Source organism: Natrarchaeobius halalkaliphilus (assembly GCF_003841485.1).
Lineage (GTDB): Archaea > Halobacteriota > Halobacteria > Halobacteriales > Natrialbaceae > Natrarchaeobius > Natrarchaeobius halalkaliphilus.
In genome coordinates this window covers 454,433-466,726 of the sequence record NZ_REFY01000001.1, presented here as the reverse complement: position 1 = coordinate 466,726, position 12,294 = coordinate 454,433, and the positions used below count along the sequence as shown (strand labels likewise).

The 12,294-nt window shown below is 44.9% G+C and carries 9 protein-coding genes and 4 pseudogenes; 4 read left to right on the top strand and 9 right to left on the bottom strand.

From position 1 onward, the window contains the following. Window positions 1-3: 3 nt before the first annotated feature. Window positions 4-732 (bottom strand): annotated as a pseudogene (locus tag EA462_RS02245) (ISH6 family transposase); the annotation flags it as partial. A gap of 69 nt (window positions 733-801) precedes the next feature. Between EA462_RS02245 and EA462_RS02240 the strand changes: the two are divergent. Then, window positions 802-1,605, top strand: a pseudogene (locus tag EA462_RS02240) (transposase). Window positions 1,606-1,640: 35 nt separating this feature from the next. Here the strand turns inward: EA462_RS02240 and EA462_RS02235 are convergent. Further along, on the bottom strand, window positions 1,641-2,510 hold the full coding sequence (locus EA462_RS02235; RefSeq protein WP_124176939.1) for a hypothetical protein: 870 nt from the start codon (window positions 2,508-2,510) through the stop codon (window positions 1,641-1,643). Between the two features lie 249 nt (window positions 2,511-2,759). Between EA462_RS02235 and EA462_RS02230 the strand changes: the two genes are divergently transcribed. From EA462_RS02230 to EA462_RS02220, 3 genes and pseudogenes are all read left to right on the top strand, one after another. Beyond that, window positions 2,760-3,584: an IS5 family transposase gene (locus EA462_RS02230; RefSeq protein ID WP_124176938.1), complete on the top strand. Its 825-nt coding sequence runs from the start codon at window positions 2,760-2,762 to the stop codon at window positions 3,582-3,584. 83 nt (window positions 3,585-3,667) lie between these two features. Further along, a pseudogene (locus tag EA462_RS17860) lies at window positions 3,668-3,838 on the top strand (hypothetical protein); the annotation flags it as partial. 585 nt (window positions 3,839-4,423) lie between these two features. After that, window positions 4,424-4,557, top strand: a pseudogene (locus EA462_RS02220) (IS1595 family transposase); the annotation flags it as partial. Window positions 4,558-4,587: 30 nt separating this feature from the next. Here the strand turns inward: EA462_RS02220 and EA462_RS02215 are convergent. The 7 genes from EA462_RS02215 to EA462_RS02185 all read right to left on the bottom strand — a co-directional run bounded on the left by EA462_RS02215 (window position 4,588) and on the right by EA462_RS02185 (window position 12,139). Next, the gene (locus EA462_RS02215) at window positions 4,588-5,406 is read right to left on the bottom strand and encodes a hypothetical protein (protein WP_124176937.1); all 819 of its coding nucleotides are present in this window, start codon (window positions 5,404-5,406) and stop codon (window positions 4,588-4,590) included. Window positions 5,407-5,430: 24 nt separating this feature from the next. Further along, the gene (locus EA462_RS02210) at window positions 5,431-6,966 is read right to left on the bottom strand and encodes a hypothetical protein (RefSeq protein WP_124176936.1); all 1,536 of its coding nucleotides are present in this window, start codon (window positions 6,964-6,966) and stop codon (window positions 5,431-5,433) included. Window positions 6,967-6,989: 23 nt separating this feature from the next. Continuing rightward, complete coding sequence (locus EA462_RS02205) at window positions 6,990-7,769, bottom strand: hypothetical protein (protein ID WP_124176935.1); 780 nt, start codon at window positions 7,767-7,769, stop codon at window positions 6,990-6,992. A 519-nt stretch (window positions 7,770-8,288) separates the two neighbouring features. Then, window positions 8,289-8,672: a capsular biosynthesis protein gene (locus EA462_RS02200; protein WP_124176934.1), complete on the bottom strand. Its 384-nt coding sequence runs from the start codon at window positions 8,670-8,672 to the stop codon at window positions 8,289-8,291. Window positions 8,673-8,679: 7 nt separating this feature from the next. Beyond that, on the bottom strand, window positions 8,680-10,380 hold the full coding sequence (locus EA462_RS02195) for a hypothetical protein (protein WP_124176933.1): 1,701 nt from the start codon (window positions 10,378-10,380) through the stop codon (window positions 8,680-8,682). A 1-nt stretch (window position 10,381) separates the two neighbouring features. Then, a complete protein-coding gene (locus tag EA462_RS02190) occupies window positions 10,382-11,092 on the bottom strand; it encodes a sugar phosphate nucleotidyltransferase (RefSeq protein ID WP_124176932.1) in 711 nt (236 codons plus the stop codon). Window positions 11,093-11,413: 321 nt separating this feature from the next. Then, window positions 11,414-12,139: a hypothetical protein gene (locus EA462_RS02185; RefSeq protein WP_124176931.1), complete on the bottom strand. Its 726-nt coding sequence runs from the start codon at window positions 12,137-12,139 to the stop codon at window positions 11,414-11,416. Between the last annotated feature and the right edge of the window lie 155 nt (window positions 12,140-12,294).

Here is a 12,294-nt window from a genome sequence, read left to right as displayed (position 1 = left end):
CTACGCGTCGTCAGTGACCGCCTCGTTCTCCTCGAGAGTCTCGGCTGTATCATCCCAAGAATCGTTGAGATTGACGTCTAAGAGCGTCGTTTCCGTGTCTTCCTCGGTGGTCTGTCCGAGGGTGACGTTGACGTCGTGGTACGTGCAGTGATCGTCCTGGCTGTGACACTTCGTTCCGTCAGGAACGACAGTGTCTGCGTTCGTCCCAGGAAGCCGATCACGAACGAAGTCACCGAGTTTGCTGCCGTACTCACGGACTCGGCGGTTGATCGTCGTTTTCGAAGGCATCGGAGTGAAGCCGTCGCCGTGGGCGACGGCATCACGAAAGCTGAGCGACGTAGCGAGGTCGGTACTCTGGAGCGAAACATCCTCTTGATAGATGCGCTGTCCGTCGAATTCGACGAGATCCTCGAGTGGACGGAAGTAGGTTGGATTGTCCTCAGTAGCAGCGGTATCTTTGACGTGGTGGAGAGTGAATTCGTGTTCTCCAGCAGTTGTAACGGCTGTTCGTGTCGTGGTGCCAGCGCGCTGGAAACGGCGGTCGCCGTTTCCGCGCGCGTGTTTCTCCCCGCAATACGCCTCGACGAGGCGCTCGTCGAGGCTTCTGACGATCTCCTCGAGGATAGTGGCCTCGAGCTGAATCTCGGTAAGAGATTCAGCGAGCGTGGCAAGCGGTAGCGTTTTGTCTGGGTCGAGACTAACTGTGAATTGCGCGTCGATTGTGGCGTGCATGGGTCACTTCGGGGTAGGTACCAGAGGTGACCCTGTTTCCACAGGAGTCAGTTACGACTCTAGACGAGTTTGGGACACGACCAATCGGTTACAGCGGACCTGCTACAGCAGATTTTCCGGCGTAACAGAGTTCCTGTTCCCACTGCCGTTCTGACCATGCGGTCAAGAATGGCAGCTATAGACACCTTTAGCGCTATCTTTGCAAGAATTGCGACTGCACGTTCAACAACAAGACGGGAACGATCTTCACCCATTTGAAGATTGCGCTTAGAAAGTGGCTGCTTCCAATTTACGCGTATCTCCACTTTAACACGAGTCTCCATTAGTTTCACGAAGGTGCCCGAGAAGGTTTCGCTCACCCTCGTTAGCTCGGTCGAGATTGGCGAAGTCTACCTCTCTGCGGGAATGAAAGGCCACGAGCGGGATGGCCGGTCACGCTTGCGTGGTCTCCCTACGCGCGGACGAGGATCACAAAAACAGGACAAACCACCGGTGTTTACAATCGTCGATCGTGGCATCAGCAACCGGTATATGCTCCCCGCGAAATTTGTCGATGATTCGGATCTTTCTCGCAAATCGGGGAACGAGCCATTGATCATCGATACTGTTGGATTTCGTGCCTATGTTCCACTCAACAAGGATACCGCATTCGAGCGCGATTACGTCGTCAATGTCGACGGTGAATACGCGGACAAAAATGTCCACGTCAAAACTGCGAGAGCCACAGATCACTGCTACGAGCGTGGCTCTCGCCACATCGAGCATCTCGAAGGATAAACCCACACAGTATCCCGTGCCTTTGAACTTCGACCAGAATTACTACGAAAGCCGAGGAAAGAAGCGCTCAGATACGCTATTAAATCTACGCTGTGAGATAAACAAAGTGCTACACAAGAGCGCTGAATTATTCACGGTCTTAAAGCTTCAAAGTCAGGATGATCAGACTTAATCTCACCTTTTTTATACTGCTTTCGTGTTTCCATCCATTTTTCGTGTCTAACCAGTACTGCCACAGGAATTCTATCAATTCCAATAAGTCTCGCAATTGAAAATCGATGGCGGCCATCAACAAAAAGGAAGTCACCATTCCTCCCAATATCGACTGTTACTTCATTTGCTCGTGATTTTGGTAATCGCTTAGGTTCAAGCTCGTGGTAAGGTTTGAACCCATCTGATTTGATTTTGTCATAAAGTTCATCGACATATGACGCTCGTTCATATATCTCGTTTTCAGTCTTGCACCCATGCCAGATCGGTCCACTGTATTTATCAAGATGGTGTAGACAGATTTCGATATACTCTGTATTTTTCCACTCAACACCCTCAATAAAATGTTTCTCCAGACTTTTATAAAATACATAATCATTGTACTCAGTTGATGGATATACCTGATTGAAATATTCCTCCATCGGTTCAGGATAACTAGTTCCAAATTGTTGCTTATTTCTAATATCCCAATCTCCTCCCTTTATTACTCCAAACCCTGTTCTTGATATCGGCCTTCTTCTCCTCGTGAATTCAGATACTTCCTCAGGATCTATATATAGTAATTTATAGGGTTTTATTGATTGGTCACATCTCTCGGAACCAATTCTTCTTATAACATTATACACCTTTGGAGAAATGTCATTGTATACAGTTGAATGCGCAGCAAGGTCCTCTGAGTATTCGAATAACCTTATAGTCAAATTGGGTATATTACGAGCAGAAGTCATAAAACCCCATATTTTTGTAAACATTGGCGATAGAGCATAATATAAATTCCGATGATCCTCCACTCGCACTATTACGATCCAGTTCAAAATCATTTTAGAAACACTATCAGTACTTCACAAGGCGAGTTGAGGAAGTGAAGTGGCATGTGTATTCGTCTCTAGTTAAGGGCCACACCTCAGTTTAGTGACGTAACATGCTTCTCGTGTCTGGTGGATCCTCTGTGGTTCTTCGATCTGCTCTATTGAAAATGGACGACTGCGTCGGGGCGTATGCTGTGCTTGGTAACGAGATGAAGTCGAGAAGCGAATTATATGGCAATAAACCTCCTCGACTTCACTCGGATCTGTCGACGGCTGGCTAAACAAGCGTTTGGGTCGTATGCGGGGAAACCCGCCTCTGGCGGGCTTCCCCGCTGGGTCCACGTCGTCGTTCACTGTCTTCGATTGGAAGAAGGTTGGACGTATACGGAAGTGATCGATCGGCTCAGGTTGATGCCGGCGATTTGTGAGCTGCTGGACTTGTTGCCGGAGGCACTGCCAGACCCAACGACGTTCTGGTACTCGTTCGATCGGTTCGCAATGCGCGTCTGGCGAGCGTTGCTGCGCGTCTCCGCGCAGCAACACCCGAATTCCGGACACGTGGCCCTCGACAGCACGTTTTTCGAGCGTGGACATGCGTCCCATTACTACCTCAAACGGGTCGATCGCACGATCCAGACCCTGAAAGTGACGACACTGACGGATGTTGAGTCACTGGCAGTGCTTGATGTTCATTGCTCGGTCAAATGGCGTCATGACACGATACTCGGGCGGAAGCTCGTCCGCCGGAATGCGGACGAGTTGGTCTCTGTCGCGGCTGATAAGGCTTTTCATAACTGGCCGATACGATACGAATACTATGCCGAGAGCATCGAGCCACTTCTCTTACGAAGTGGCTCAACGCTCGGTCCACATCTTCACAACGCGCTGATACGCACGAACGGCTACAATCAGCGATGGATGGCAGAAACGTCCTATTCCTCGACGAAGCGGTCTCTGGGCCCTGACGTTCGGTCACTAGCCTGGTATCGACAGTTTCGTGAAATCGTCCTTATGTTTGCTATCCACAACATCGAGGGTCTCAGTGAAACACTCTAATCCCGCTTCCGTATGGCGTTTTCAATAGAGCAGTGGGATGAACTCTGTAACGTTTTCGAAGAGGGCAACCGTGGACTCCGAATCAGATTCACGCGTTCATCGAAGATCACTACGACGTCACGTACTATCCAGCCCACCTAAGTCGGAAACTCCGAGAAGCGGGGATGAATTACGCCCAACCACGGCCGATGGACCACGCCGCCCCGACGATACAGACGAGATTCTCGCCGAGCGCCTCTCCAGGCGCTCGATGACAACGAGGAGACAGACAAAGAAGACGAGGCAGCAGAAGAGGAAGAAGACCCGTTGTGTTCGGGTTTTTTCGATGAGCCGTGTCTACAGCTGTTTGAAAACTTCCAGAAGATGTGGCCGTTTGACCGGACAGTGACGATCGAGAAACCACTGGTACGTTTCCCAAGCGGTCGATCAACTTCTATGCGCTGACTGGCCAGAGCGTAATCTCATTTAAGAAGCGGTTGGCCAAGGAGACGATCGTTGAGGCACTCGAAGAAATTCGCGAGCAGAATCCGTCCAACCGGATTCTGATCGTAGCCGACGATTACGGCTCCCACCATGCGAAACTTACGCAGGAACAGGCCGACGAACTCGGCAGCGGTTCGCCTTCATTCCGCTGTATTCGCCGACATTAGACGCCATAGAATCGCTATGGAAAGACCTGAAGCGCGAGATCTTACCAGAGATCTTCGCAGACCAAGACCATTCTAGCGCGTTCCTCACCGATACATTTTTCCGGTTGAGTCACCAACTGAGCTTCGCTAGTGACTGGATCAACGCATTCCTCCCAGATGGTCAAAAGTCTCGCTGATCACCCCAGCGATCCGTGGCTCTCGCCACATCGGGCATCTCTAAGGAGAAACTCACTCAGTATCTTCAAGCCTGCCAACTTCGGTGGGAATTACTGCGGAAACCGGAGAAAAAAGCGCTCAAACATGCCATTAAAGCTACGCTGTGATATCAACAAAGTGTCACACAACATTAAACATTAAATTTGAACTATGTCCATCATGTCTGGATGATCGTGGTGATTATCAACATTTTCGGGAGAGGTTGAATAGGTATTTTCATATACATGATCTCGTGTCTTTTGCCATTGTTCATGTCTGGCAAGGACATTTACTGGGATTTCACCAACATCCAAAATACGCGCTATTGTGAAACGATGAAAACCATTTCTCCAGTAAATCTCACCACATTTACCGATTCCAACAAGAGGTTCCAAACTATCTCTATACTTAAGTTGGGTTTGTCGCTTATCATTTTTAGGAACATTATGTTTTCCTCTATAATTAGGCAGGTAACCACTTTCTTTGATAGAATTATAAAGGAGCTCATTGAAATGCAAACGTTCTTTTTTGAATTGGTTTAAGCTGTCATACCCCCAAAAGGAATCATTATTTTCGAATTTTTTTTCAGCCACTCCATAATACTCGGTTGCCTCCCATTCTTTATTTTCGACAAAGCGTTCTGTGAGACCCCGAAATATCCAGTGGTTTTCAATTGGGAGACGGTGCTCAAAGTGTTTAGAATGATCGTCTAAAATTTGAGATAACCCGGATTTGTGTGGAATACTTGGACAATAATATTCAATTTCAGATGGGTCCACATAAATCATTTTATATGGGTGTGCTGGTGCTTTATACTGCAACTGTTGCACCCGATGTCTGAGTTTAGTTTTATAATGGAATTGCACCCCGTCACTTGGGGAACCTCGCCATCGAATATATGATATAGTAGATTTTAATAGGGCTGTTAATCCTTCATCAGATATCAGATTCAATGCCTGATTGATCTTTTTGTTCATTTTGTTATTTCCGAACTAGAATACTCATTTGTCATTTTGAAATTCTTCTGTGCTTTTTTCTGGATTATATTCTCCATTCTCAATCTCGCTTAACACTCTCTCCACATGGATATTGTGTTTAAATTCATCAGTTGCATGAACACAGGTTCCATAGATATAATCGCGCCTATCTTTTTGTATATTTTTACGTATATCCACCTTCATATTATATACCTCCTTGCACATCATTCCTCCACCATCAAGTTTAAATGTCGGGTTATCTACCTGAATAGTTAGTACCTGAATGCTAGGCTTATATTTTTTCAATTCATAGATTTTTTTATCTCTAAACCATCGCTCATTTCGTTGGTCAATACTGTATATATCTTTAACCAGTCGGTCAAAATTTTTAGATATATTATATTTCATCGATGAGCGGATATTTCCCATGGGGTTGACAAATCTCCCAATTTCTGGAAAATAATTTGTGGCTCCTGGCCAGAGGATCATATGAAACAATACTCCATAATTGTGGAACATTTGACGACGTCGATCAATGATCTTCTCCTGTTCGGATCGGGTAAAATTGTTTTTGAGCCAGTCAGGGCCTGTTCGTCTAGAATTTCCATCCTTAACAAAATCAACTTTCAATGTGGCCTCCGTGTTTAAATTTGACTGGTTCTGACCTTGGATAAATATCTCCTTTGCCAACTGTCCGATCCCTGTTTGGATGTCGCCTTCATCGGATAAGCATAGATATTCATTGCGTCCACCAGTTTCCAGGTGAGGATTAATACACTCTGACTGGAATTCAAATCCTTCCAACATCATTATACGAGCCACAACATCATTCCGCACAAATACACCATTGTCGGAAAATTGATTGGATAAAACATAGACAATTGGGCAATTATCCTTATTTTCTTTGATAAGGTCTAAAAGTGACACTGTGTTCGATTCTTTTGAAGAAACATCTATAGGTGTGAAGGCGTCAATTATAAACCGAAGTGTCTTCTTCGCGGTTTTGATTCCCCCATCTGATTTTAAACTATTGAAAAAAGAGAAGGGGAGTCTTCCTAACGTTTGCAATTTTGTTTCTTTGGTTAATGATTTTCTATCCCAAACAGGAATGATACGAACAAGGTCCCAATCCCAACTGTCACTTTTTATACGCAGATTGTCGTACATTAGTTTGACATCATCTAAATCTTTTTGTGTCCTTCGAGCTCCTTTGAGTGCCATTAATAATTCGGGTTTTACAACTTTAAATCCCCGGACAGTTATCCAATAATTCGAGTTTGACCTTAGTTCTGAGTTTGAGATACCAATTATCCCGAACGGGTTACGGTCCAAAATATTAATACACTCGCCTGTATCTTCTGAATTTAATAAAGTCCGCCGCACCTTATCGTTATAGATTAAGATATTTAATTCCTCATTGTCACAAACACCGTAAAATGCTAATGCTGCATCCCCGATTATATGAACCTGGTTTCGGTCAACATGATGTTCACTTACGATCCGCAATATCTCTCCAAAATGGTTTACACGATCGGCACTTGCGTCATATTTACTTATCATCTATATATACCATCTTCCATTGATCAGTAATTAGAATACGCATACAATTTATCCCTAATATTCTCAAATTCCCTATTCTCGACAGATTCTAATACAACCTCATCTGCACCATGAAACAAAAGGGAAACAAGATCTTTAAATATATCCCAATGTTTTTTGTTATCTACTATATCTGTCGCTAAACTCTCACACTTGGAGATATGGTATTCCGGTATTTGCTTACCTTTGTAATTATAGTCAAAAACTGTGCGGCAAATCAAGTGGGCTAATTCATCTGGTAGTGAAGGAATGTAAAGACCATTTTCATGAACTCTGTTTTGAATAATAGAATCTTCTACGAATTTGCTAACACGTAGTTTATTTGTCCCATCAATATTCCAGTATGCAAGGTGGTCAAATATGTGAATCTGAAGATTATCAAACAACACCATTGCTTCTCTTATCCCCAATTCGCCCTGACCATGTTCTTTGATTTCATCAGAGTTTTTACTGATAATGAGCGACTGTTTTAAAAGATCGAATAGCTCATTTTGTCTATAGAGAGTATATTCGGCCGCTTTCTTAGGTTTTTGAACTGCATCTGTTACAAGTCTTAATGAATTGATAGCTGGTTGATAGATAGGTGGTGCAGTTACTTCGGACCTCCACTGAAACTCTTTCTGGAGACAAATTGTAACCGCTCGGTCAAAGTACTCCGATGGAATATAAAAATCAATATCACTCCCTGGTGTCCTTTCTGGAAGTTTTTCATATCCTCGAAGAATGACGTATGGTATTTTTCTACTGTGGAGAGCGTCAATCACAGAACAGAACTTATCCTGTTCATTACTAGTGTATTTCATAGGCAAATGTTTTTACACTCTATTACTTTGTTGATTGCTTCCTTTATCGTTTCTATGAATTTGCTAGCCATAGAATCTATTAATTCGATACGAATATTTCCATTTCCAATGATAGTCAAGTCATATTCACATATCTTAATATCTAAACCGTTTTCCATTGAGAAATGTTTCGGTTTCCCGTCAGTTTCACTATAAAATTTTTGTAATCGTTTTCCAAATTCGAGAAATTCACTCACGGTGAACTCAATTCGGACGTGGGAGATGCAGATACAAATATGTTCACCAACATTATCAACAACACTGATAAAATTAATTTGAGAGGAAGGTTCAAATTCACACCTACATAAAAGAGTTGAAAAGTGATTTGAAGTGCTGTGATGATCCATATTTAGCAAATGTGATTTAGGATAGTTAGTTTAACCGGTTTCTTGTGGATCCAGATTATCCTGTCGCAAAATAATACTTAATTAAGTGGGCCCGTCACTCTATTATATCCTCGCGTATTTCTTCCACACACAATTCAGTAAATTCCGATGGCCGAATTGCCTTGTCGTCAACATAGAACCCATCATAACCACACCACGGTTTTCCGTAGTGGATTTCGTCGTACGGAATATCGTGTTCGTCGAGCCACTCGTTTAACACCGGTGCCGTCTCGGCGTTGATCTTTCCGATACGCCCCTCGTGCGTCCGCATGTTTCTCGCAGTATAGAGTATGATATAGAATCCGTCGTCTGCGTATTCGCGAAGCCGTTCGACGACGTCCTCATGGGGCTCGCGGTTCGCATATTCCGTGTCGGAGTCCTTCTTTACTAGTACACCATCGACGTCGACGACGAGGCGGTTGTGTTCGTCAGGGTTCATATATTACTCATGTGTGTTCACGGCTTTCGAACGTTTCGGTCGTGGCTGACTCCATATACGGAGCGATTTTCTGGATTCCCTGAGCGATCATACACTGTTGCCTCGCGGGCCGATCCGCGTGGAGCGGTACCATACTGAGAAAGAGCAGCGCCTCGATGAACTTTATCGTTCCGAGGTCGATCTCGGGATGGGATGCAAGCTTCGAATCGAACAACGATTCCCGGTGATCCTGACCCTCCGTGGTATGAATTCGGTACGAAATAGCCGCCTCTTCAGGATCGTACGAGACGTCGAACTGATCGTTAATGAGGTGCTCATAGTGACCGACGACGCTGTGGCGGAGCTTCGCAAGATCGTATCGTGAATCACCGTAAATAGTAAAATCACCAAATTCCCCGCGAGGGTCGATTAATTTGAGGATTCCGTTTCGAGGATCGTACAGAATATTCGGGAAGCAGAGATCACCGTGGATAACTGAAAGCGTTCGGGTTTCGAGGAGGCCGATCTTGTCCGCTATCAGTTGTAGCTGAGCGAGAATTTCGCGGACTGACGGATAGTTCACTCCATTGATCGTAACTCCATCCGAGTCGAACAGTTCTGTGAACGTCCCCCTGTTGTACGTCCGTTCGAGTCGATGTCGCGTCTTCTCGATGTAAATCGTTTCGAGAGCGGATTCGATATCCCCATCTTGCATCGTCAACGTATTTCGTTGAAACTCTTCGATCATCTCGAGTAGTCGATCGAAGACGCCGTTCCAGATGTGTTGTCCGTGGGCGCTGTACAACTGAAGGTCACTTAACGAGGGGTAACCGATGTACTCCAGTTTGATGAACGGTTCGTCCTCGTTTGTGGACCAATCGTACACACGAGGCAAGTACGGTTGTAAGTCGTTTGGGATCTGATTGTACCACTCTATTTCGTTAATTAGCGTCTCGACATCGTCGCTCCGTTTCGTGATCGTATTCTTGTTATCTGCATATAGTTTGTTGAACGATCGTGTGTTCAAGAACTGCTTTTTGGCCTGGTGGAACGTATCGAGGTGGCCGACATCCAGCCAGGTGTCGGGCTTGAACAAATCGTATTCTCGTTCGGACAGATATGACAGGAGACCCGCGAAGAATGGATCGAGTTGGCTGCTTCGAGCGGTCACAGCACGTTCGAGTTCGTCACGAAATTCACTTGCGTCGGTGATACCAAACTGTCCAACGAAAACCGGTGACGACGTTCCGCTAAGCTTGTTCTTCGGTGTTACAGCACCGATCGCGTCCGATTCGATATCGAAATTCGTCCACCGGTACGTTCGATCGACTTCTTCGTAGGAAACGTAGTCCTGGCCGTCCAAAACGGGTATCGGCTGGATTAACGTGTCTGCAAAGTTGATGTACAGTTTCGAACCCTCTAGTGATGCTTTTGGCAATTGTTCTAACGTCGTCAGTATCGTTTCACCGACACTGATGGTGTCGCCGACGTCTATTACGCGCCAATCGTAGACACTCCGTTGTGCGTATTCACGAATAGCATCACTGGATTCACCAACGGCCACGATCCGAGAAACGGGCGTCGATTCGTATGCCTCCGCAATTCGTTCGATCATCGGCTTGCCCTTGAGTGGGATCATTCCGGTCGGAATTGAGCCCACATCCAGGCGTAGCTCGTCCGGGACGAGTACGGCGGAAGGAACCAGAAGGATATCGTCAGTGTCGCTCATGCTAGGGATGGTTGTTCGGATCGAATTCAGGATAGAAGCTGCAAAGGTCTTGTGGCGTCCCCAGGACGTGAACGGCGCTCTCGTCGAGACAATGTGTTTCGACGGATTCGCCGCTGTCGATTAGAGAATTGTACAGCGGTGCGACGTAGGTTTCGCCGTATTTCGATTTGGTCTCTGACGCGATCTCCGCATACGCATCAGCAAAATACGACCACTGATCGAAATAATAGAACCCAACCGTTGCGAGGTCCGATATCTTTTCTTTTTCGGAGACGCTTACGACGTTCCCCTTGGAGTCTTCTTTCACGAAACTCCATCGTTCGCCGGTCGTTTCGAAAACAGGAATGAATCCGTCGCCCTTGATAATTTCGGGTGAGAGTTTACCTTCCTCGACATATGTGTCGATGTTAAATATCGCAACCGATTGAGAGTCATTGATACTGTCGTCAGCAGCCAGCGCCGTTGACGCTTGCCCGTCGGTGTACTCGGTGAGCGTAACTTCTTCGTACCTGTCAATTCCCAGGGTTTCACAACGCTCCGCTAAGAACTCACTCGGAGAATCTGCCGCTTGAGTGATGAAAACGAATTCGTCGTCGTAAAACGATTTCAGGCTTTGCATAGCCCAGTCGAACATTGGACGATCGTCCACGATAACCTCATGCTTTGGACATGATATGCCCGCGTCTTTGAACCGAGATCCCTTCCCGGCCATTGTAATAACCACTTTCACATTTACTACAGATTCGTTTTGAGTAGACGCTTATAGATTTTGTGTCCTGTTCTAGTATACGCCCATATGATACTATAAATGAATTATTATACACGCGTACATGTCTATTGTGGACTACAGTATAATTTCTCCCATGGAGTGTTGTAGAATGGCTCCCACCCTGTGATCACAGCACTCCCGGATTAATGTTATAACATCCACTATGACTGAAAGGATGGGCCAGCCAATGAGAAGCCTGACCTACAAGACAGAATCTATGGTACACATTATACATTCTATGTGAATAAAAGTATGGGTTATCACCTATATACTTGAAGGATGGTTTTCTATTTCACTGTGGATGTAATTGGCTTCGGCTTTAGGGGATTTTACATTTTTCACCTGAATTACTTTTGAACCTCTATCAATTGCTTTTTCAGCTAATACTGCATTTATTTTCTTTGATCTTTTAATAGCGTTCATGGAGAATTCCTTACCATCGCGTTCTTTTCTTCGCTTATATATTAATTTTGGTGGAGGTTCAACCCAGATCAGTATAGATGGTGTAGGCATTACATCAAAATACGAATCATTGGGGAGGTCCTTCGCATGACGAACTGCTCGAGTTCGGTGATAAAAGCATTCATCGAGGCATATGTAATCTGCTGGATGGTTGACTCGCTTTCCTAGCTCGTATTTTGAAATACCATTTGCGAAACCTCGGAGTTTTTCCTCAGTACGTTTCTCATAGCTACGTTCAAAATATGGAACAAGTTCGTTTATAAATTCGGTATTTCTACTAAAGAAGTTAATAAATAACTGAGGACGAAGAACATATTCATATATAAATCTTCCAAATTTCATTCGAATTGGTTTTGGGGAAGTATTTAAAATCCTTAATATGTTTTCGAGTACCTCTCTATTATCCAGGCCCCAATATCTAATGTCATACAATTCTTTACCACCCATATAATTATCATATGACAGTAACTCTTTCATCAGTGTTGATTTTCCTGCCCCAGATATACCAAGAAACTCTATGTGTGACATTGGTCAGAGTTTGAATATTGTAGTAAATAAATGGTTTGATGCTAGAGTGAGCCTCCAGATACATCTTAAAACTGCTTTTAAAGCATCAAGCGACGATCACCCAATCTATAATATACCCGATGTGAATCACGGAGTGACTCTTGCGGACTCATCAC

Bases quoted from the DNA above. Each gene is read 5' to 3' on its own strand.
- EA462_RS02230 (WP_124176938.1), top strand. From the start codon at position 2,760: ATGGCAATAAACCTCCTCGACTTCACTCGGATCTGTCGACGGCTGGCT.
- EA462_RS02215 (WP_124176937.1), bottom strand. From the start codon at position 5,406: ATGAACAAAAAGATCAATCAGGCATTGAATCTGATATCTGATGAAGGA.
- EA462_RS02210 (WP_124176936.1), bottom strand. From the start codon at position 6,966: ATGATAAGTAAATATGACGCAAGTGCCGATCGTGTAAACCATTTTGGA.
- EA462_RS02200 (WP_124176934.1), bottom strand. From the start codon at position 8,672: ATGAACCCTGACGAACACAACCGCCTCGTCGTCGACGTCGATGGTGTA.
- EA462_RS02195 (WP_124176933.1), bottom strand. From the start codon at position 10,380: ATGAGCGACACTGACGATATCCTTCTGGTTCCTTCCGCCGTACTCGTC.
- EA462_RS02190 (WP_124176932.1), bottom strand. From the start codon at position 11,092: ATGGCCGGGAAGGGATCTCGGTTCAAAGACGCGGGCATATCATGTCCA.
- EA462_RS02185 (WP_124176931.1), bottom strand. From the start codon at position 12,139: ATGTCACACATAGAGTTTCTTGGTATATCTGGGGCAGGAAAATCAACA.